Below are 19,209 nucleotides of genomic sequence, written 5' to 3' on the forward strand. Positions count from 1 at the left end.
GGCCTGGCCGAGGCTTGGCGCCAGCGACCAGGAGAGGAATGAGCATGCCCGCCGAGCCGACGCGCCGCATCCTGCTCGCGACGAGCCTCGCCCTGCCGGCCCTGCGAGGCACCGGGGTGCGTGCCCAGGCTTCCGGGCCGGTCACCGTCGCCTCCAAGCTCGACACGGAGGGAGCGCTGCTCGGGCAGATGATGGCCCTCGCTCTCGAGGCGCGGGGCGTGGCCGTTCGCGCCCGGCTCCAGCTCGGCCCAACCCGCATCCTTCGGCAGGCGATTCTGGCGGGGGAGGTGGACCTCTATCCGGAATACACCGGCAATGGCGCCTTCTTTTTCCAGCAGGAGGACGACCCCGCCTGGAAGCGCGCCGACACCGCCTATGAACGCGTGAAGGAACTGGACGGCGCGCGCAACGACATCGCCTGGCTGCGCCCCGCGCCCGCCAACAACACCTGGGCGATCGCCGTGCGGGGCGATCTCGCCGGCCGGGGGGGATTGCGCAGCCTGGAGGATCTGGCCCGCTATCTCGCAGGCGGCGGCACCCTCAAGCTCGCGGCCTCCGCCGAGTTCGTGGAGAGCCCCGCTGCCCTGCCCGCCTTCCAGCGCGCCTACGGCTTCATCCTCTCCTCCTCGCAACTGCTCGTGCTGCCGGGTGGCGACACGGCGGTCACCATGCGTGCGGCCGGGGAGGGACTGAACGGGGTGAATGCCGCCATGGTCTACGGCACGGACGGCGCCATCGCCGCCCTCTCCCTGCGCGTGCTGGAGGACACCAAGGGCGCGCAGATCGTCTATCAGCCCGCCCCCTGCGTGCGCGGAGAGGTGACCCGCCGGCTGCCCGAGTTGCAGGCTTGGCTGGGGCCAGCCTTCGCCAGCCTGACACTCGAGCGGCTGCAGGCGCTGAACGCCGCGGTCGTGGTGGAGGGCCGGCCGCTGCGCGACGTCGCCCGCGAGCACCTGCGCAGCGTCGGGCAGGCCGGCTGAGCCCGCAGGTGCCGCGCGCAGCCAGCGCAAACGCCCCGCGCGCCGTTGGCATGACGGCCCTGATTCCCCTCGCCCTGGCGGCAGCTCTGCTTCCCCCGCTGCTCGGCTGGATCTCGATCGCGCCCAACCGGCTGCTATCGCCGCGCGCGGCTGCTTTGCCGGGCAACCCACCGGTGCTTGCCGCCGCGGTGCTTTATTATCTCTCCCTCCTCGGGACGTTGCTCTCCGCCTGTCGTCCGCGGCTTTCCTGGCTGCCCGAGGCTGCGACAATCCTGGCTATCCTCTTCCTCTCGGCCACGGTCGGCCTCGGCACGGCGGCCGCGCTGCCCGCCGACAGCACCGTGGCGCGCGCCGCGCCCGCCGCGGGCGCCTGGCTCTCCCTGCTCGTCCTCTCCCTTGCCCTTGCCGCAGCGGCCGTGATGCGGGGCGGCATGCCGGCGCTTCCGCTCCTCGTCGGCCTTTTCGGCCTCACCGTGCTCGGAGCGACCGGGGTGCTCGACTCCCTTTCCCTCATGCGCGAAGCCGCCGGCCGCGCAGCCGAACTGCGCGACGCCCTCGCGGGGCATGTCGCGCTCTCCCTCGCCGCGCTCCTCCTCGCGCTGATGCTGGCCGTTCCCTTCTCGGCCCTCGCCATGGGCCGTCCTCGCCTGGAGGCAGCCTTCCTCACCGCCGCCTCCAGCATTCAGGTGATCCCCTCCCTCGCCCTCTTCGGACTGTTGATCGCGCCGCTCGCTGCCCTCGCCTCGGCGTTTCCGGTGCTACGGGAGCTCGGCCTGGGCGGCATCGGCCCTGCCCCCGCCATTCTCGGCATCGCGGCCTACCTCGTCCTGCCGCTCGCCCGGGGGATCCTCTCCGGCCTGCGCGTCGCCCCGGCGGATCTAGTGGAGGCCGCTCGTGGCCAGGGTCTTTCTCCGTCCGGGGTTCTCTGGGGCCTTCGCGTGCCGCTCGGGGCGGGCGTCATGCTCGGAGCGCTGCGCTTGGCTGCGGTGCAGGCTGTGGGGCTGGCCACGCTGGCCGCCCTGGTCGGCGGCGGCGGGCTGGGCACGCTGGTCTTCCAGGGGATCGGCCAGTTGGCCACGGACCTTATCCTGCTGGGCGTGTTCCCGGTCCTGGCTCTCTCGCTGGTCGTGGATGCCGGCCTCGCCCTGCTCGCCCGGCTGGTGCCCGCATGATCCGCTTCGACGGGGTGTCGCACCAGTACGGAGCGCTCGAGGCCCTGCGCGGCGTCAGCTTCGAGGTACCGGCGGGCGCCCTCTGCGTGCTGCTGGGCGAGAGCGGCTCGGGCAAGTCCACCCTGCTAAGGACGGTCAACCGCCTGATCGAGCCCACGGCCGGGCGCGTCCTCCTCGGCGGGCGGGACGTAGCGGGGATCGACCCCCAGGCGCTCCGGCGCGGCATTGGCTACGTCATCCAGTCAGTCGGCCTCTTTCCCCATCGCAGCGTGGCTGCGAACGTGGCGACGGTCCCTCGCCTGCTCGGCTGGGACCGCCCGCGCGTCGAAGCGCGAGTGGACGCCCTGCTGGAGATGGTTGGGCTCGATCCCGGCGCCTATCGCGACCGGCGGCCGGCGACGCTCTCGGGCGGGCAGGCGCAGCGGGTTGGCCTCGCCCGCGCCCTGGCGGCGGACCCGCCCGTCCTGCTGATGGACGAGCCGTTCTCGGCGCTGGACCCAGGCACGCGGCGGGGACTTCAGGTGGCCCTTCGGCGCATCCATGCGGAAACCGGCAAGACGATCCTGCTCGTCACCCACGACCTGGAGGAAGCCCTCGTCCTGGCCGACCGGATCGCGGTGATGGCGGAGGGGCGGCTGGTCGCCGAAGGCCCGCCCGCCGAGGTACTCGGCCCGGGAGCGCCTGAGGCGGTGCGGCGGATGGTGCGGACCGGCGCCCTGGCCCTTCACCGGCTCGCCGCCCTGCCCGCAGCCGGTGCGGCCGAGGATGGTCCGGCGCTCGGCTCCCCCGGCTTGCCGGCCGGCGCCACGCTGGAGGACGCCCTCCTGCTCATGCTCGCCCATGGCACCGGCAGCGTGTCCTTGGAGGGAGCGCCGCCGCGGCACCTGAGCATGGCCGCGATCCTCCGCGCCTCCGCCCCGTGAGGCGCGCGCGCGCCGCCCGCCTCGCCGCCGAGACCCTGGCCTTCCTGGCCGCCCTTCTCGCCGCCCCGCGGGCCGAGGCGCTCTGGCACGCCCTCTTCCCCGAGGTCGCGCGGCCGACCTTCCAGCAGGACTCCTGGCTCCTGCTCCTCGGCTGGCATCTCGTCCTCTCGCTCGGCGCCGTGGGGCTGGCGGCCCTCATTGGCATCCCCGCCGGCATCCTCGCCACGCGCCCGGCGGGACGGCGGATGCGGCCGCTGCTGGATGCGGTCTTCTCCCTTGCCCAGGGCATCCCGCCGGTCGCGGCCGTCGCGCTGGCTCTGCCGCTGCTCGGCTTCGGGGCGGCGCCCACGCTGCTCGCCCTCGTCCTCTACGCGGCCCTGCCGGTTCTTCGCGCCACGGTGTCCGGCCTCGAGTCAGTCCCGGCCAGCGCGACCGAGGCGGCGCGGGGCCTGGGCTTCTCGCCCTGGCAGCGCCTGCGGGACGTGGAACTGCCCCTCGCCCGGCCGGTGCTGCTGGCGGGGATGCGGGTCGCGCTCACCCTCTCCGTCGCAACGACCGCGGTCGGGGCTGTTGCGGGCGCGCGCTGCCTCGGCACGCCCATCGTGACCGGCCTTGCCAATGCCAACCCGTCCTATGTCCTGCAGGGCGCGATCTTCACCGCCTGGCTCGCGCTGCTGCTGGACCGGGCGCTCGGGCTGTTCGGCGCACCCGGTCCCGCGGGCACCGGCTCTCCCGGTAGCGGCGCGGCGCAGCCCTGACCCGCCCCGACGGATCGGCCCGCCCCTGGACTTTCCACCCGATTCCGGTCCATCACCCGCGCCGATCATCCAGTACCCGGCCCGGTGCCCTGCGCAGCGCGGCCGCGCCCGACCAGGAACCGCCCTATGGCTGCCGAGACCTCTCCCACCTTCGACCGGGTGGCCGATATCATCGCGGAGAACAGCGAGGTTGCGCGTGACAGCATCACGCCGGACAGCCACGTGACCGAGGATCTCGGCATCGACAGCCTCGACTTCCTCGATATCGTCTTCGCGATCGACAAGGCCTTCGGGATCAAGGTGCCGGTGGAGAAGTGGACGCAGGAGGTGAATGCCGGCGAGAAGCCCGCGGACCACTACTTCGTCATGAAGAACCTCGCGGCCCGCATCGACGAGCTGGTCGCCGCCAAGGCGGGCTGAGGCGCGGATGCGCCTTGAATACTTCCAGATGATCGACCGGGTGGTGTCGCTGGACGGCGACGCCATCGTGGTGGAAAGCCGCGTGCCGGAGGCCTCCCCGGTCTTCGAGGGGCACTTCCCCGGACATCCTCTGGTACCCGGCGTGCTGCTGGTGGAGACCATGGCGCAGGCCAGCGGCTGGCTCATCCTCGGGCGCAACGGCTTCGCGCGCATGCCGTTCCTGATGACCGTGAAGGAGGCGAAGTTCCGCTCCTTCGTTGGTCCCGACGCGCCGCTCGACGTCACCGCCCGCATTAGCCACGAGGGCTCCGGCTACACGGTGACTGAGGCGAGGTTGACAAGCAGGGGCAAGCGCATCGCCGAGGCCGAGATCCTTCTGCGCTCCATGCCTTTCCCCAATCCCGAACTGGAGGCCGCCATGCGCGCCAACGCCGCGCGGATCGGCCTGCCGGGATACGGCGCATGACGCCCCGGGACGTCGTCATCACCGGCATCGGCCTCGTCACCGCCCTCGGTGAGGGCCCCGAGGCGCATTGGGACGCCCTTTCCGCCGGCACCGCGCCCGTGGTGGACAACGAGACCTACGCGCCCTGGCCCGTGCACCCGCTGCCGCCCCTAACGCTCGACCGGCAGATCCCGAAGAAGGGTGACCAGCGGCAGATGGAGCCCTGGCAGCGCCTGGGAACCTATGCCGCGGGCCTGGCCATCGACGACGCGAACGCGCGCGGGCTGGTGGAGGACATGCACCTGATCGTCGCCGCCGGCGGCGGCGAGCGTGACTTGGCGCTGGACGAGCAGGTAAACGCCGAACTGGCAGACGCCAACAACGGTGCGCGGCTGAACGAGCTGCTGGCCACCGGCCTGCGGCCCACGCTGTTCCTGGCGCAGCTCTCCAACCTGCTGGCCGGCAACATCTCCATCGTCCACGGCGTCACCGGCTCCTCCCGCACCTTCATGGGGGAGGAGAGCGCTGCCGCGGACGCGCTCCGCATCGCCCATGCCCGCCTCGCCGAAGGGCGCGGTGGCATCGCCCTCGTCGGCGGCGCCATGACTGCGCAGCGCTGGGACCTTTTGCTGCTCTACCGCGGCGAGGACGGGCTCTGGCAGGGGCCGCACAGGCCGCTCTCGCAGCGCGGGCAGCCCGGCATGGTCCTCGGCGGCATGGCCGGCTTCCTCGTCCTGGAGACGGAGGAGCACGCCCGCACCCGCGGCGCCCGGATCCTCGCGCGGCTCGATGCCGTCGCCAGCAACGCCACCCGCCGCGCGGCACCGGGCGAGGCCGCCACATCCGCCCGCGCTCTTCTCCCGCGCGTGGCGCCGCAGGGCGTCGATGCCGTCATCTCCGGCGCCACCGGTGCCCCCGGTGCCTGGGAGGAGGAGGAGGCTTTCCTGCGCGAGGTCGCCGCCCCCGTCCGCCGCCCCGCCAGCCTCATCGGCCACGGGGTGGAGGGCGCCTTCCCCACCCATGTGGCGCTGGCCGCCCTCGCCCTGCACAGGGGTGGCTTCTACGCCCCCATGGACCCGGCCGACCCGGCGATGGACCCGGAGGACGCGCCCGCGCGCGTCCTGGTCACCGGCTTCGGCCAGTGGCGCGGCGAAGCTCTGGCCACCCTGTCCCGCGCGGAGTCCTGAGCCATGCGCGACCATCTCGGCCGCCCCCTCGTCGCCGTCACCGGCATCGGTGCCGTTACCTCCCTCGGCTTTGGCGTAAAGGACAACTGGTCGCGCCTGCTCGCGGGCCAGTCGGGCATCCGCCGCATTACCCGCTTCCCGACCGACCACCTGAAGACCACCATCGCCGGCACGGTGGACCTCCCGAACGACGAGGGCCTCACCAGCCCCGTGCGGGTGGAGCGCATGGCCGGCATGGCTATCGAGGAGGCCGTCGGCGAGGCCGGCATCGGCAGCAAGGGCGCCTTCCCCGGCCCCCTCTTCCTCGGCATGCCGCCCGTGGAAGTGGAGTGGCCGACGCGCTTCGACCTCGCCCGCCGCGCTCATGACCCCTCCTATGCCGCGATGACGAAGCAGGCGGAGGGCCGGAGGGACGTGTACGAGACCTTCCTCTACGGCGGCGTGGGCGAGCGCCTGGCCGCCCGCTTCGGCACGCGCGGCGCCCCCATCTCCGTCACCACCGCCTGCGCCACCGGCGCCACTGCCATCCAGCTCGGCGTGGAGGCTATCCAGCGCGGCGAGTGCGACGCCTGCATCGCGCTCGGCGCTGACAGCACCGTGCAGCCCGAGGCGCTGATCCGCTTCTCCCTCCTCTCCGCCCTCTCCACCCGCAACGACGACCCGGCCAAGGCCTCCCGCCCCTTCGAGAAGAACCGGGCGGGCTTCGTCATGTCCGAGGGCGCCGGCGCGCTTGTGCTGGAGAACTACGAGACAGCCAAGGCGCGCGGCGCCACCATCCTCGGCCTTGTCTCCGGCGCGGGCGAGCGCGCGGACAACTTTCACCGCACCCGTTCCAACCCCGATGGCCGGGCCATCGTGGGCGCGATGAGGAACGCCCTCGCCGATGCGGGCCTGGAGCCGGGCGACATCTCCTACGTCAACGGCCACGGCACCGGCACGCCGGAGAACGATAAGATGGAGAACTTTGGCATGCGCGCCGTCTTCGGCGAGAGCGCGCCGCCCATCTCCTCGAACAAGAGCATGATCGGCCATACCCTTTCCGCCGCGGGTGCGCTGGAGGCGGTCTTCTCCCTGCTCACCATCCGCGACCAGCGCCTGCCACCTACCATCAACCACGACGAGCCCGACCCGAGCATAACGCTCGACGTCGTGCCCAACGTCGCGCGCGACGCGACGGTGCGCCACGTTCTCTCCAACTCCTTCGGCTTCGGCGGGCAGAATGTCTGCCTCGTCCTCTCGGCGGAGCCCGCCTGATGCGCGCCCTTCGCCTGCACGGCGACCGCGACCTACGCCTTGAGGACATCCCCGAGCCTCCGCCGCCCGCCCCGGGCGAGGCACGGCTCCGAATGCGCGCCATCGCCCTGAATCATATCGACGTCTGGGGCTGGCGCGGCATGGCCTTCGCCCAGCGCCAGCTTCCCATCTGCGTCGGCGCCGAGGCGGTCGGCGAGATCGTGGCACTCGGCGAGGGCGTGGAAGGCTGGAAGGTCGGCGACCGCGTCGCCCCTTACGGCGCCCAGACCTGCGGCCACTGCCGCGCCTGCGTGGAAGGCCGCGACAACCTCTGCGAGAACGTCGCGGGCGTCATGGGCTTCCACCTCGACGGCTTCGCGCGGGATTACGTGAACCAGAAGGCGCGCTTGATGGTGCGCGTGCCTGAAGCCGTTTCCGACAACGACGCCGCCTGCGCCGCCGTCACCTTCTCAACCGTCGAGCACATGCTCTTCGACAACGCGAAGCTGCAACCCGGCGAGACGATCCTCATACAAGCCGCGGGCTCGGGCATCGGTACCGTCGCCATCAAGGAGGCGAAGGCGCTCGGCTGCACCGTCATCGCGACCGCCGGTGACGATGAGAAGTGCGCGAAGGCGAAGGAGCTCGGCGCCGATCACGTCGTGAACTACAGCGAGAAGAACTTCGCCTCCGTTGCCCGGCGCCTGACGAACAAGGCCGGTGTGGACGTGGTGTTCGAGCATGTCGGCGCCACCACCTGGGCAGGCTCCCTCCTCGCGCTGAAGATGGGCGGGCGGCTCGTTACCTGCGGCAGCACCTCGGGCGTCTCGGCCGAGACGAACCTGATGATGATCTTCCAGCGCCAGCTCCGCATCTTCGGTTCCTTCGGCGCTTCCATGCGCAACGTGGCGGACGGGCTGGCGAAGATGGCCGGCGGCATGTCTCCCGTGCTCGACCGCGTCATTCCGCTCGAGAACTTCGCGGAAGGACTGGACCGGCTGGAGAGCCGTCGCGTCTTCGGCAAGATCGTGGTGACGATCTAGCCATGGCCCGCGGCGGAGGCCCGGCCGACGCCGCCCTGGCGGCCCTGACCAAGCTTGGCTTCGCCGTGCCCCGCGCGCTCGGCCCGGATCTCGCGCCCCGCGTCGGCGCGGCCGTGGCCCGCCGCCTCGGCCCCTTCACCTCGGCCCACCGCATCGCGATGGACAACATCCGGGCGGCCTTTCCGGAAAAGGACGCGGCCTGGCACCGGCGGATCGCCGACGAGGCCTGGGACAATCTCGGCCGTGTCGCCTGCGAGTACGTCCATATCGACCGCATCTGGGACCTGACCGAGGCGCGCGACCCCGCCGGCCGCATCCAGGTGGACGACGCGACCTATGCCCGCTTCGCCGAGTTGCGGGAGAACGGCGGCCCCGTCCTCATCTTCGCCGCCCATCTCGCGAACTGGGAGCTGCCGGCCGTCGCTGCCGCCCGCCACGGGCTCGATGCCGCCGTGCTCTACCGCACGCCGAACAGCCGCCCGATCGCGGAGGCGATCCTCGCCTTGCGACAGAATGCCATGGGAGAGCTGATCCCGGCCGGCCTGATGGCGCCCACGAAGCTCGCCAAGGCCCTTCAGCGGCGCGCCGTCGTCGGCATGGTGGTGGACCAGCGCTTCGGCCGCGGCCCGCGCATCGATTTTCTCGGCCGCCCCGCCCAGGCCAATCCGCTGCTGGCCAACCTTGCCCGACGCTTCGACTGCCCCGTGCGTGGCGCCCGTGCGATCCGCCTGGAGGGCAGCCGCTTCCGCCTCGAGCTGACCGATCCCATTCCCATGCCGCGGGATGCCGAGGGGCTGGTCGACGTGCCGGCGGCCACGCAGGTGATCAACGATGTCATCGCTGGCTGGGTGCGGGAGCACCCGGGGCAGTGGCTCTGGATGCACCGCCGCTGGCGCTGAGGGGCTTTCTCCGTCTCTTTCAGTGTGGCGTCAGCGGCCAGAAATACGCAATCAGCGGCACACCCGCCCCCAGCATCAGGATCGAGAGCGGCAATCCCAGCCGTGCGTAGTCACCGAAGCGGTATCCGCCCGGCCCCATCACCAGCGTGTTGCACTGGTGTCCGATCGGGGTAAGGAAGTCACTTGCTGCCCCCAGTGCTACCGCCATCAGGAAGGGATCCGGGCTCAGCCCCAGCTTGCCGGCCAGGGTCGCTGCGATGGGCCCCATTACCAGCACGGTCGCTGCATTGTTCAGGAAGGGTGTTACTGCCATGGCCAGAACCATGGTCACGGCCAGCGCCGCCATCCCCGGCAGGCCCTGCACCGCACCGGTCAGCCAGCCAGCCAGCAGGTCCGTTCCGCCGGTGTGCTGGATGGCACCGCTTACCGGGATGAGCGCCGCCAGCAGGACAACCACCGGCCAATCCACCGCCTCATAGGCTTCCCGCGTCGTCATCACCCGCAGGACGAGCAGGGCGACCACGGCCCCGAAAAAGGCGACCGCGATCGGCATCGCACCGATCGCCACCAGCGCCATCGCCACGGCCAGCACCCCGAGCGGGATCCAGGAACGCCGTCCCTTGCCCAGCGCCATCTCGCGCTCGGCCAGCGGCAGCACGCGCAACTCCCCCAGGCGGTCCGGCATGGCGGCGGCGAGGCCTCGCAGCAGAACCACGTCTCCTGCCCGCAACCGCAGGTGGGACAGGCTGCTCCGGATCTGCTGCTCGCCGCGACGGCTGACCGCCAGCAGAGACATGCCGTGCCGGGTGCGGAGCGTCACCGCGGCCGGGGTGCGGCCGACCAGCGGACTATCTCCGGTGATCACCCCCTCCATCACGCGCTGGTCGTCCTCCTCGGTCTCCGGGTCGTCCGGCGGCGACTTGTCCTCGGCCAGAGTCAACCCGGCGCGGGCGACCAATTGCTCCAACTCCTCGGGCTCGCCCCGCAACAGAACCGCCTCGCCCGCGGCCAGGCGCCTGTCCTGCTGGGGCGGCTCGGCGGGGAAAGAATTGGCCATCAACCGGCGAGAGCGTTCCGGAGCCTTCCCTTCCTGGGCCGTGTCCGGTGGCAGGATGCCGGAGACGCGCACCTCTCCCTCGGCCAGAGCCTCCAGCCCCGCCACAGTCAGGCCCACGGCCTCGCCGCCCTCAGGCACACGCGCTTCCAGCGTGTAGCTGCCGATGTTGAAGGCCGCTCCCATCGAGGCCGCGCCGCGCCGCCCCCCCGGCAGCAGCCGCCACCCGACGGAGAGGAAGAGGAGCGCCACCGCGCAGACTCCGAGCCCGACGGGCGTGTAGTCGAACATGCCGAAGGCGGTGCCGGTCAGCTCCTGCCGGACACGCGACATGATGATGTTGGGTGCCGTGCCCACCAGCGTGACCACGCCGCCGACCATGGCCGCCGCCGCCATCGGCATCAGCATCGCCGCCACCGGCGTGCCCGTGCGCCGCGCGAGTTGGAGCGCGACCGGCATCATGATCGCCAGCGCGCCGACATTCTTGGTGATCATGGAGAGCAGCATGGTCACGGCGACGAGCACCGGCACCTGCACGGAAGCCGTGCGCAGCCTCGGCGTCACCGGGCGCATGATCGTCTCCACGGCGCCCGACTTCGCGACGGCCGAGCTGATCACGAGCGCTGCGGCGACGATTAGCACCACGTCGTCGGAAAAGCCTTCGAAGGCCTTGCTCGCGGGAACGACGCCGATGAGGACGCCGGCAAGCAGCGCACCCAGCGCCACGGCGTCGTAAGCAAACCGCCCCCAAAGAAAGAAGCCGATGGTCGCTGCCATCAGCGCGAAGGCCAGCCCTTGGTCAAGTGTCATGAAGCCTCTGCCGCGACACCCGACGCCCGGCGATTCCCGCCCGGCTTCCCCCCATCGGCCTCGCCGCCATCAGAAGGCACGCGGGGCCCGCGGGTTGCGGCCCCGCGCGAATCAGCTCGCCCCGGCCCGCAACATCCCGATAATCCCGGAGAAGTCCGTCTCGGCGCCTCCCTGCTCCACGAAGCGCCGGTATAAGCCCAGCGCCTGGGCACCCATCGGCGTCTCCGCCCCGGTGTCCTCAGCCGCCTGCTGCGCAAGGCCGAGATCCTTCAACATCAGCGCCGCGGCGAAGCCCGGGCTATAGTCGCGGTTCGCGGGGCTTGCCGGAACCGGACCCGGCACAGGGCAGTAGGTGGTCAGCGACCAGCACTGGCCGGAGGACTTGGAGGCAACCTCGAACAATGCCTCGTGCGAGAGGCCGAGCTTCTCAGCGAGGATGAAGGCCTCGCAAGTTCCGATCATGCTGATGGCAAGCAGCATGTTGTTGCAGGCTTTCGCCGCCTGCCCGGCCCCCGCTTCGCCGCAATGGACCACCGTGCGCCCCATGGCACGGAACAGCGGCTCTGCACGGGCAAACCCCGCCGCGGGTCCACCAACCATGAAGGTGAGGGTCGCCGCCTCTGCCCCCATGACGCCGCCTGACACCGGCGCGTCCAGGAAGGGCTGGTTCGCCGCGGCCGCTACCTCCCGGGCCGTGGCGACATCAATGGTGGAGCAATCGATCAGCACCGCTCCTTCCGGAGCGGCGGCAGCCAGGCCTCCCTCCCCCAGCCAGGCATCGCGCACGTGCCTGCCGGCCGGCAGCATGGTGATAACGAATTCCGCGCCCCGCGCCGCCTCCACGCCCGACGCTGCGTGCGTGGTCCCCTCAGCGCGCGCCATCGCCTCTGCCGAGAGGTCGTAGACGGAGACCTGATGGCCGGCGCGGGCGAGGCTACGTGCCATCGGCGCGCCCATATTGCCCAGCCCTACGAAGCCGATCCTGGCCAAAGCTTCCTCCTTACCCGTTGCCGGGAAGGCTAGGCCGCGGCCAGGTCCGGGTCCACCTCAGGCCGCCTGTCGAGTTCCGTTGACGAGCGTCACCGGCAGCATGAGCGGCGTGTCGAAGGTGAGGCCGGTACCCTGCTCGCCGCCATTAAGGACCAGCCTGCCCCTGGCCGCGAGTGACGTTCGCCCGCACCCAGTAGAAGCCGTCGGCTCTCGCCCGGTTCTTCACAAGGCCTTCCTATACCATACCGCTCTGCACCGTCGTCCGAAGGTCGCCAAAGGCAGTCCGCGGCATGTGCGGGTGGCGGACGATGTTAGGGAGGCGCCGACAAGCTCCCTCTGCGCGAAGGCGCTGACCCTTACGAAGGCATCGTTGACGAAGGTGATACGTCCGGTGACGTCTGTTTGAGGCGGGGACAAGGAGCACCCCTTCGGAAGTGGCACCTCTCTTGTCGTAGTAAGCCCATCGTTGCGTAATTTGCCCGCCATCAGAACAGCACGCATCGTTCGGCGGCACGAGAACAGGGGCACGTTATCAGAAACCCAATTACGCCAACTCGGCCTCAGACTGGCACCTCGCCCGGCGGCTTGAGTGCGGCAAGCACGAAGGAGGATTTCGTCTCCTTCACTCCGGGCATGCGTAACAGGGCCCGCATGGCGAAATCGGCATAGGATTCGAAATCCGCGGCCAGGATGTGCAGCAGATAATCCATCTCCCCACTCATCGCGTAGGCGGCCAGCACTTCCGGCCGGGCGGAAAGAGCCTTCTGGAAGCCTTCCACCACCTCCTCCGCATGGCTGGACAACGCGACCATCACAAAGGCCTGCAAGGGCAGGCCGACACGCCCCGGATCGAGCACCGCCGCGTAGCGCCCGATGACGCCCTGCTCCTCCAGGCGCCGCAACCGGCGCTGGCACGGCGTGGGGGAAAGGCCGACCTGCTCGGCCAACGCTACGACCGATAGCCGACCATCCCGTTGAAGGGCGCGCAGCATCCGCCGATCGATCGCATCGAGCTGAGGAGTTGTTTTCACCACTTGTGACCGTCCTCTGAAGCGAATCTCCCTCTTCATAGCCGAGCCACACGCCTGTTTCGCCGCTTTTCGCCGCGCGAGGCCGGCTAGGCTCCGCACAAGAAGGGAGACGACGAGATGGATGGCACGACAAAGCCGGCCACCGGCATCATCGGCACCGAGACGCTGCCTCGGGGCTTGCGGGGCGACTACGACCGCGCCCAACCGGACGGAACGCTACCCGATGCCGCTGTGGAGCGCTCTGCGGCGGACCACGCCACCTGGCGAGCCCTCGTGACCCGCCAGCGCGGCATCTTCCCCGGGCGGGCCGCCTCCGCCTGGCTGGAAGGACTTGACTGTCTTCGCTGCGACGAGGCCGTGCCAGACCTCTCCAATGCTTCCGAGATCCTGGAGGGCGCGACGGGCTGGCGCCTGGTTCCCTGTCCGGGCCTCTTGCCGGACGCCCAGTTCTTCGCGCTGCTCGCAAAACGCTGTTTTCCCGTCACCGAGTGGATCCGGCGGCCGGAGGAGCTCGACTACATCGTCGAACCCGACATCTTTCACGACTTCCTCGGGCACGTCCCACTGCTGACCAACCGGCACTACGCCGACTTCCTGGAGGCCTACGGGCAGTTGGGACTGCAAGCCGAGCGGCGCGGCCAACTCGCACCGCTGGCTCGCTTCTACTGGTTTATGGTCGAGTTCGGCCTCATCGCCGAGCGGGACGGACTGCGCGCCTACGGTGCCGGCATCCTGTCCTCCCGCACGGAGACCCTGCACGCGCTCTCGGCGGCGCCGCGCCGCCTTCGCTTCGATCTGCGGCGAGTGCTCCGCAGCACCTATCGGATCGATGAGGTCCAGCCCGTATACTTCGTCATCGAGGACTACGCGGAGCTCTACGACGCGGTCGGCAGCGCCGCCGGGCTGTTGGACGAGGCCATGTCGGCCAGCCCGATCCCTCCCGGAGGTCAGGCTTCGGGCGACCGGGGCTGGGGCTGAGCCCGCCGGGCTCCCGCCTCATCCAGCGCGCGCTGCTCGGCCCGCATGAGGGCGCGCCGCACCTCCTCCGCGCGCTTCTCGGCAAGCGACTCGACGGCGCGCTCGGCGGCCCGCGCAGCGGCCAGGGCAGCGCCGGCATCGGACACGCGCAGCGCGGCCCGCTCCGTCTCCGCAGCCGCGGCATCCCGCAGCGCCATGCCACGCGGCAGCCAGGCCGCGTAGTCCCCGCTATGCCTGCCTTCCTCCACGAGGGCAGAGGCCGCCGCCCGCGCGCTTTCTTCGGCGGCCTGATGGAACATCGCCTCCTCTGCGATCCTGCGCCTCGCAGCCATGACCTCGGCGCCTCTCAGGCGCGCCAGCACGGCCAGCGGGTCGCGCTTCACGACTCCGGCCCCATGGCGAGCGACAGGGCGGCGAAGGCACCGGCCACGCTGCCCGTCTCCTCCTTGCCCTGACGCAGCACGGCCTCAATCGCCGGGGCGAGCCGCACTGCCTCGTCAACCGCGGGGTCGCTGCCGGCCCGGTAGGCGCCGAGGCGCACCATGTCTGCCATGTCCCGGTGGAGCGCGAGGATTCGCCGCGCCCGTCCGAGGATCGAGCGCTCCGCCGGCTCCAGGCAGCCGGGGACGGTTCGCGAGAGGCTGCGGAGCACGTCCACGGCAGGGTAGCGACCGCCCTCGCCGATTCGGCGATCCAGGACGACGTGGCCATCAAGAATGCCGCGCACCGCGTCCGCCACCGGCTCGTCGTGGTCGTCGCCCTCGACAAGAACGGTGAAGAGACCCGTGATGGACCCCGCGCAGCCCTCCGCGCCGGGACCCGCCCGCTCGAGCAGCCGCGGCAGCTCAGCAAAGACGCTCGGCGGAAAGCCGCGCGTCGCCGGCGGCTCGCCGGCCGAGAGACCGATCTCACGCAAGGCCATGGCGAAGCGGGTCACGGTGTCCATCATCAGCAGGACGCGCTTGCCCTCGTCGCGGAAGTGCTCGGCCACGGCCATGGCGGCCAGTGCCGCGTCCCTCCGCATCAGTGGCGCCTGATCGGAGGTCGCGCAGACCACCACGCTGCGGGCCAGGCCCTCGGGGCCGAGATCGTCCTCAATAAACTCCCGCAGCTCGCGCCCGCGCTCCCCAACCAGCCCGATGACGGCAACATCGCAATCCGCATGGCGCGCTAGCATGGCCATCAGGCTTGACTTGCCGACGCCCGACGCAGCGAAAAGGCCGAGCCGCTGTCCGCGGCGACAGGTGGTGAAGGCGTCCAGCGCCCTTATTCCGAGATCCACACGCGGACCGAGCCTGGCTCGCGTTCCGGCTTCGGGCGGCGGGGCGCGTAAGAGCCGGGGCACAGGGCCCGACGGCAGTGGCCCACGGCCGTCGATCGGCCTGCCGGTGGGGTCGACGACGCGGCCAAGCCAGGCAACATCAGGTTGAACGACAAGGCGCCCCACGTGCTCTACGCGCGCCCCTACAGTCAGACCGTCAAGCTCTCGGCGCCCAACAGCCAACACTCCGGCATCGCTCCCCGACACAACCTCTGCGTGTATTTCTACCTGACCAGCAACAGCGACACGAATACAACCACCGATTGGTGGATTAGGATACAAGCCAGCAACGTTCATCCCTAGACCCTGCACCGAGCGGATCCTACCAAAGCTACTAAACACATTGATTTTGAGCAGTTCGGCTGCGGACTTAAGCATTCGATCAGCAAAACCCTGGCGGTCATCGAGCATTTTTTGATCCTTGCCTCACCTCTTAATACGATCGCGAGGTAAAAAACCTCTTCATTTTTCGCGCATAAGTTGTCTTAATGACCTTGGAACGAGTGAGGAACGAAACGATGCGCGTCCTGCTGGTAGAAGATGACCTGACCACCTCCCGCGGGGTGACCCTCATGCTTAAGACACAAGGGATGATCGTCGACGCGGCCGACACCGGTGAGGAGGCTCTCGAGCTCGCGCGGCTCTATGACTACGATATCGTCGTGCTCGACATCATGCTTCCGGACATGGAGGGCTACGAGGTCGTCCGGCGGCTCCGCGCCGGGCGCAGCACCACTCCGGTTCTCATCCTTTCCGGCCTTTCACGGCCCGGAGCGAAGGTGAAGGGCTTTGGCCTCGGCGCCGACGACTTCCTTGTGAAGCCCTTCGACAGCCAGGAGCTGATCGCCCGCATCCAGGCTATCATTCGCCGCACGAAAGGCTTCGCTCAGCCGAGCATCACCGTCGGCCGACTGAACCTTGATCTCGGCGCTCGTGAGGCGACTGTTGGCGGTCGCCCGGTCCACTTGACTGGCAAGGAATACGCCATCCTTGAACTGCTGACCCTCCGCAAAGGCATGGTCATGACCAAGGAAGCCTTCCTCAACCATCTCTACGGTGGAATGGACGAACCTGAGGTGAAGATCATCGACGTGTTCATCTGCAAGCTGCGCAAGAAGCTCGCTCAGGCAGGCTGTGAGGATCTTATCGGTACCGTCTGGGGTCGCGGCTATGTGCTGCGGGACCCCACCCCCTCCATCACTCGCCAAGCTTTCGGCGGAAGCAACGCGCTTGGAACCCCGGTGCAGAATGCCTCGGGTGAGGCGACCTACGCAGCGGCCTGACCTGAGGGGCGGCCGCCCCCAATACTCTGGCACAGCTCTGGCGGTTCCCCCACTTCTTAAGGGGAAGGACCGCCGGAACGCGCTTTCAGGGCCGGGGTTTGGACCCGTGCACCACGAACTCCATGACTATCCAGCCAAAAGATTGCGTACGACGGGTGCATAGACTCCACGCTCGCCCTCAACCGTTGCGAAGCGGTCGGTCAGCCCGAGCACGGTTTCTGCGCCACCAAGATAGAGAACGCCGTCCGGTGCCAGCCGCCCCGCGAGCGCTGATAGCACTCGCGTTTTGGTCGGTGCGTCGAAGTAGATAAGGACGTTCCGGCAGAAGATAACGTCAAACGTGCCCAGCGACCGCAGATCCGCCAGCAGGTTGCCCGTCTCGAAGCGGGCGAGGGCGCGAATAGCAGGAGAGACGCGCCACTGGGCACCCTCCTGCCTGAAGTGCTTCACAAGCATCTGCACGGGCAAGCCGCGCTGGACCTCGAACTGCGAGTAGAGTCCCTCTCGCGCCCGGCGTACGACGTCGGTGCTGAGATCGGTGCCTAGCACCTCGACCCGCCCAGCCAGCCCGAGACCCTCGACCACCATTGCAATCGAATAAGCCTCCTGCCCGGTGGAACAGGCCGCGGAGAGCACGCGAAGGCGCTGGCCGCCCGAACGCGCTACCGCCAGCTTCGGCAGGATGCGGCGAAGGTGATCGAAGGGTTTGCCGTCGCGAAAAAAGAAGGACTCATTGGTGGTCAGCGCCTCCGTCACTGCGGCTGCCAACCGTTCGCTCGCCGGCGCGCGCAGCTTCGCCGCCACGGCGTCCAGGCTTTCCAGGCCGTGCTCGCGCATTAACCCGCCAAGGCGCGTGTCGAGCATGTAGGCCTTGTCCGCCCCCAGAACGATTCCGGCACGCGTGCGGACAAGCCCCGCGATCGTCTCGAAGGCCGCTCCGCTCACGACGCCATCCTCCCGGCCTGAAAACCTGCCCCGGCCAGGAAGGCCGAAGCTCGAGCGCCCAGCCGCTCGGGCGGCAGAACCTCCTGCGCGAGCCCGCCGCGCACCACCGCGCCGGGCATTCCCCAAACGACCGAGGACGCCTCATCCTGTGCGAACACCGTGCCGCCGGCGGCAACGACACTTCGGCAGCCCTCAAAACCATCCTGTCCCATGCCCGTCAGAATGACGGCGAGCACGCGCCCTTCGCAGGACTGCACCGCGCTGCGCAGCATCGGGTCCACGGCCGGGCGGCAGAAGTGCTCCGGCGAATCGTCCCGCAGCCGGGCGAGTAAGCCGGCCGACCCGCGCTCGACCAGCAAATGCCGGTCGCCAGGCGCAACATAGACATGCCCGGGGCGGAGCCCCTCCGCCTCCTTCGCTTCGGCAATTCGAAGTGGGCCGAGGCGGTCCAGGTGGTCCGCCAGCATGGCCGTAAAGCCGGCCGGCATATGTTGCACAATGACGACCGGCACCGGCGGCAGCTGGGTAAGGCCGCGGAGGAAAGCAGCCAGCGCTTGCGGGCCGCCGGTCGATGATCCGACCGCGAGCAGAACTGGCGGCTGAGCCGACTGTGGTGAGCGCGGCTTTATCGACCGCAACGGCGGCTGCGGCGGCCGACCGTTCGTCGCCTGCGTTGGCGAGCTTGCCCGGTTTGGAGCAATCGGCGCGACAGGCGCGCTTCGGACAGGCGGCCTCCCAATGCCCGGCGCCGACAAGGGAGTAACGCCCCTCGGCCCCTCTCCACCTTGGCCGCGGCTCGGCAGAGCCGGATTGGCTTGGGGGGGCGCGTTCGGCGCTGCCTGCGGTGTCGGCGTAATGGCCGGCGACGGAGTGACCCCGGACGAAGCCTGCGCCGCCGTCCTCCGGCGCATGCGCGCCCAGCCCTTCACCTTCTCCAGCAGCTCAGCGCGGAATACCGGATCCGAGGCTCCGCCCTGGCCAGCACCAGGCTTCGGAATGTAGTCGGACGCGCCGGCGCGCAGGGCCGCCATAGCCTCCGCCGCCCCACGCTGCGTCACCGCGCTCGCGACGATCACGGCCAGTCTCGAATCAGCCCGCAGCAGCTTCGGAAGCGCGGTCATGCCGTCCATTACCGGCATTTCGAGATCGAGCAGCACGACATCCGGCTGCGCCTCGCCAAGAACATTCAGCGCCTGCTGCCCGTCAGCGACACGCGCCACCACCTCGATCTCGGGATCGACCTCCAGAAGACGCGCGAGGATGCCGCGCACCGTTGGACTGTCGTCGCAGATCATCACGCGCACGCGGCGCGTGAGGGCCTGGACAAAGGGCGAGTGTGAAGAAGGATCGCTCACGCCGCCTGGTCCGGTAGCAATCCGAGCACCTCGAGCTTGCCGACCAGAATCTCCTCGTCAAACGGCTTCATGATGTATTCCTGAGCGCCGCCCTCCAGCGCCGTTATGATACGTGAAAAGTCGGTCTCCGTCGTGCAAAGCATGATGCGCGGCTCATCCGAGCCGAACTCCTGCCGTGCAAGGCGCAGGAAGGTGATGCCGTCCATCACTGGCATGTTCCAGTCCAGCAGCACGAGCGAGGGAAGGGCTGCCCGGCAGGCTTCCAGCGCCTGCTGGCCGTCCTCGGCCTCGCGTACCACGAAGCCTTGTGCTTCCAGCATCCGCCGCGCGACGCGACGCACGGTGCGGCTGTCGTCGACTACCAGGCAGTCCGGCATCTTTC

Annotated in this window: 20 protein-coding genes; 12 read left to right on the top strand and 8 right to left on the bottom strand. The window is 69.7% G+C overall.

Annotation, left to right across the window (positions count from 1 at the left end; all coding sequences use genetic code 11):
- Positions 1 to 44 precede the first annotated feature (44 nt).
- The 10 genes from D9599_RS14685 (at position 45) to D9599_RS14730 (ending at position 9,060) form a co-directional block, all read left to right on the top strand.
- Positions 45 to 980 (top strand): ABC transporter substrate-binding protein, encoded by a 936-nt coding sequence (locus D9599_RS14685; RefSeq protein ID WP_198381982.1) that lies wholly within the window; start codon positions 45 to 47, stop codon positions 978 to 980.
- Between the two features lie 50 nt (positions 981 to 1,030).
- Positions 1,031 to 2,152, top strand: a complete 1,122-nt coding sequence (locus tag D9599_RS14690) for an ABC transporter permease (RefSeq protein ID WP_198381983.1) — start codon at positions 1,031 to 1,033, stop codon at positions 2,150 to 2,152.
- Positions 2,149 to 3,075: an ABC transporter ATP-binding protein gene (locus D9599_RS14695; RefSeq protein ID WP_198381984.1), complete on the top strand. Its 927-nt coding sequence runs from the start codon at positions 2,149 to 2,151 to the stop codon at positions 3,073 to 3,075. Before D9599_RS14690 ends, D9599_RS14695 begins: the two co-directional genes overlap by 4 nt.
- Entirely contained in the window at positions 3,072 to 3,833 is a 762-nt protein-coding gene (locus D9599_RS14700; protein ID WP_198381985.1) for an ABC transporter permease, read from the top strand. The genes D9599_RS14695 and D9599_RS14700 overlap by 4 nt, the downstream gene beginning before the upstream one ends.
- A 126-nt stretch (positions 3,834 to 3,959) precedes the next feature.
- Positions 3,960 to 4,253, top strand: coding sequence for an acyl carrier protein (locus D9599_RS14705; protein WP_198381986.1), 294 nt, complete (start codon positions 3,960 to 3,962; stop codon positions 4,251 to 4,253).
- 7 nt (positions 4,254 to 4,260) lie between these two features.
- Positions 4,261 to 4,719, top strand: a complete 459-nt coding sequence (locus D9599_RS14710; RefSeq protein ID WP_198381987.1) for a 3-hydroxyacyl-ACP dehydratase FabZ family protein — start codon at positions 4,261 to 4,263, stop codon at positions 4,717 to 4,719.
- Positions 4,716 to 5,885: a beta-ketoacyl-ACP synthase gene (locus D9599_RS14715; RefSeq protein WP_198381988.1), complete on the top strand. Its 1,170-nt coding sequence runs from the start codon at positions 4,716 to 4,718 to the stop codon at positions 5,883 to 5,885. The genes D9599_RS14710 and D9599_RS14715 overlap by 4 nt, the downstream gene beginning before the upstream one ends.
- A 3-nt stretch (positions 5,886 to 5,888) precedes the next feature.
- Positions 5,889 to 7,139 (top strand): beta-ketoacyl-ACP synthase, encoded by a 1,251-nt coding sequence (locus D9599_RS14720; protein ID WP_198381989.1) that lies wholly within the window; start codon positions 5,889 to 5,891, stop codon positions 7,137 to 7,139.
- The gene (locus tag D9599_RS14725) at positions 7,139 to 8,161 is read left to right on the top strand and encodes a zinc-binding dehydrogenase (protein WP_198381990.1); all 1,023 of its coding nucleotides are present in this window, start codon (positions 7,139 to 7,141) and stop codon (positions 8,159 to 8,161) included. Before D9599_RS14720 ends, D9599_RS14725 begins: the two co-directional genes overlap by 1 nt.
- Positions 8,162 to 8,163: 2 nt before the next feature.
- Positions 8,164 to 9,060 (top strand): lipid A biosynthesis lauroyl acyltransferase, encoded by an 897-nt coding sequence (locus D9599_RS14730; protein WP_198381991.1) that lies wholly within the window; start codon positions 8,164 to 8,166, stop codon positions 9,058 to 9,060.
- Positions 9,061 to 9,079: 19 nt separating this feature from the next.
- Here the strand turns inward: D9599_RS14730 and D9599_RS14735 are convergent, their stop codons facing one another.
- The 3 genes from D9599_RS14735 to D9599_RS14745 form a co-directional block, all read right to left on the bottom strand.
- Positions 9,080 to 10,924 (bottom strand): SLC13 family permease, encoded by a 1,845-nt coding sequence (locus D9599_RS14735; protein ID WP_198381992.1) that lies wholly within the window; start codon positions 10,922 to 10,924, stop codon positions 9,080 to 9,082.
- A 111-nt stretch (positions 10,925 to 11,035) separates the two neighbouring features.
- A complete protein-coding gene (mmsB, locus tag D9599_RS14740) occupies positions 11,036 to 11,914 on the bottom strand; it encodes a 3-hydroxyisobutyrate dehydrogenase (RefSeq protein ID WP_198381993.1) in 879 nt (292 codons plus the stop codon).
- 560 nt (positions 11,915 to 12,474) lie between these two features.
- The gene (locus D9599_RS14745; protein WP_309228632.1) at positions 12,475 to 12,945 is read right to left on the bottom strand and encodes an Lrp/AsnC family transcriptional regulator; all 471 of its coding nucleotides are present in this window, start codon (positions 12,943 to 12,945) and stop codon (positions 12,475 to 12,477) included.
- A 117-nt stretch (positions 12,946 to 13,062) separates the two neighbouring features.
- Here D9599_RS14745 and phhA point away from each other — a divergent pair, with 117 nt between their 5' ends.
- Positions 13,063 to 13,923 carry a phenylalanine 4-monooxygenase gene (phhA, locus tag D9599_RS14750; protein ID WP_198381995.1) on the top strand — a complete coding sequence of 287 codons (861 nt, stop codon included), beginning with the start codon at positions 13,063 to 13,065 and terminating at the stop codon, positions 13,921 to 13,923.
- Here the strand turns inward: phhA and D9599_RS14755 are convergent.
- Both D9599_RS14755 and D9599_RS14760 read right to left on the bottom strand, forming a co-directional pair.
- A complete protein-coding gene (locus D9599_RS14755) occupies positions 13,893 to 14,306 on the bottom strand; it encodes a flagellar FliJ family protein (RefSeq protein ID WP_198381996.1) in 414 nt (137 codons plus the stop codon). The genes phhA and D9599_RS14755 overlap by 31 nt on opposite strands.
- Positions 14,303 to 15,622 (bottom strand): FliI/YscN family ATPase, encoded by a 1,320-nt coding sequence (locus D9599_RS14760; protein ID WP_198382142.1) that lies wholly within the window; start codon positions 15,620 to 15,622, stop codon positions 14,303 to 14,305. The genes D9599_RS14755 and D9599_RS14760 overlap by 4 nt, the downstream gene beginning before the upstream one ends.
- 140 nt (positions 15,623 to 15,762) lie before the next feature.
- Between D9599_RS14760 and ctrA the strand changes: the two genes are divergently transcribed.
- Positions 15,763 to 16,527, top strand: coding sequence for a response regulator transcription factor CtrA (ctrA, locus tag D9599_RS14765; RefSeq protein WP_198381997.1), 765 nt, complete (start codon positions 15,763 to 15,765; stop codon positions 16,525 to 16,527).
- Between the two features lie 126 nt (positions 16,528 to 16,653).
- Here ctrA and D9599_RS14770 read toward each other — a convergent pair whose 3' ends face one another.
- The 3 genes from D9599_RS14770 to D9599_RS14780 are packed head-to-tail and all read right to left on the bottom strand — an operon-like array spanning position 16,654 to position 19,204.
- Entirely contained in the window at positions 16,654 to 17,472 is an 819-nt protein-coding gene (locus tag D9599_RS14770) for a protein-glutamate O-methyltransferase CheR (RefSeq protein WP_198381998.1), read from the bottom strand.
- Entirely contained in the window at positions 17,469 to 18,827 is a 1,359-nt protein-coding gene (gene cheB / locus D9599_RS14775; protein ID WP_309228633.1) for a chemotaxis-specific protein-glutamate methyltransferase CheB, read from the bottom strand. The genes D9599_RS14770 and cheB overlap by 4 nt, the downstream gene beginning before the upstream one ends.
- Positions 18,824 to 19,204 (bottom strand): PleD family two-component system response regulator, encoded by a 381-nt coding sequence (locus D9599_RS14780; protein WP_198381999.1) that lies wholly within the window; start codon positions 19,202 to 19,204, stop codon positions 18,824 to 18,826. The genes cheB and D9599_RS14780 overlap by 4 nt, the downstream gene beginning before the upstream one ends.
- Between the last annotated feature and the right edge of the window lie 5 nt (positions 19,205 to 19,209).

Origin of the sequence: Roseomonas sp. KE2513, assembly GCF_016107305.1 — a bacterium.
In the GTDB taxonomy this organism is placed as follows: Bacteria; Pseudomonadota; Alphaproteobacteria; order Acetobacterales; family Acetobacteraceae; genus Roseomonas.

What these genes read in the sequence shown, in the direction of transcription:
- D9599_RS14780 (WP_198381999.1), bottom strand. Translation starts at nt 19,204, where the DNA reads ATGCCGGACTGCCTGGTAGTCGACGACAGCCGCACCGTGCGTCGCGTC.
- D9599_RS14715 (WP_198381988.1), top strand. Translation starts at nt 4,716, where the DNA reads ATGACGCCCCGGGACGTCGTCATCACCGGCATCGGCCTCGTCACCGCC.
- D9599_RS14760 (WP_198382142.1), bottom strand. Translation starts at nt 15,622, where the DNA reads ATGCTTAAGTCCGCAGCCGAACTGCTCAAAATCAATGTGTTTAGTAGC.
- D9599_RS14705 (WP_198381986.1), top strand. Translation starts at nt 3,960, where the DNA reads ATGGCTGCCGAGACCTCTCCCACCTTCGACCGGGTGGCCGATATCATC.
- ctrA (WP_198381997.1), top strand. Translation starts at nt 15,763, where the DNA reads ATGCGCGTCCTGCTGGTAGAAGATGACCTGACCACCTCCCGCGGGGTG.
- D9599_RS14695 (WP_198381984.1), top strand. Translation starts at nt 2,149, where the DNA reads ATGATCCGCTTCGACGGGGTGTCGCACCAGTACGGAGCGCTCGAGGCC.
- phhA (WP_198381995.1), top strand. Translation starts at nt 13,063, where the DNA reads ATGGATGGCACGACAAAGCCGGCCACCGGCATCATCGGCACCGAGACG.
- D9599_RS14725 (WP_198381990.1), top strand. Translation starts at nt 7,139, where the DNA reads ATGCGCGCCCTTCGCCTGCACGGCGACCGCGACCTACGCCTTGAGGAC.
- D9599_RS14735 (WP_198381992.1), bottom strand. Translation starts at nt 10,924, where the DNA reads ATGACACTTGACCAAGGGCTGGCCTTCGCGCTGATGGCAGCGACCATC.
- D9599_RS14690 (WP_198381983.1), top strand. Translation starts at nt 1,031, where the DNA reads ATGACGGCCCTGATTCCCCTCGCCCTGGCGGCAGCTCTGCTTCCCCCG.
- D9599_RS14720 (WP_198381989.1), top strand. Translation starts at nt 5,889, where the DNA reads ATGCGCGACCATCTCGGCCGCCCCCTCGTCGCCGTCACCGGCATCGGT.
- D9599_RS14730 (WP_198381991.1), top strand. Translation starts at nt 8,164, where the DNA reads ATGGCCCGCGGCGGAGGCCCGGCCGACGCCGCCCTGGCGGCCCTGACC.
- D9599_RS14710 (WP_198381987.1), top strand. Translation starts at nt 4,261, where the DNA reads ATGCGCCTTGAATACTTCCAGATGATCGACCGGGTGGTGTCGCTGGAC.
- D9599_RS14685 (WP_198381982.1), top strand. Translation starts at nt 45, where the DNA reads ATGCCCGCCGAGCCGACGCGCCGCATCCTGCTCGCGACGAGCCTCGCC.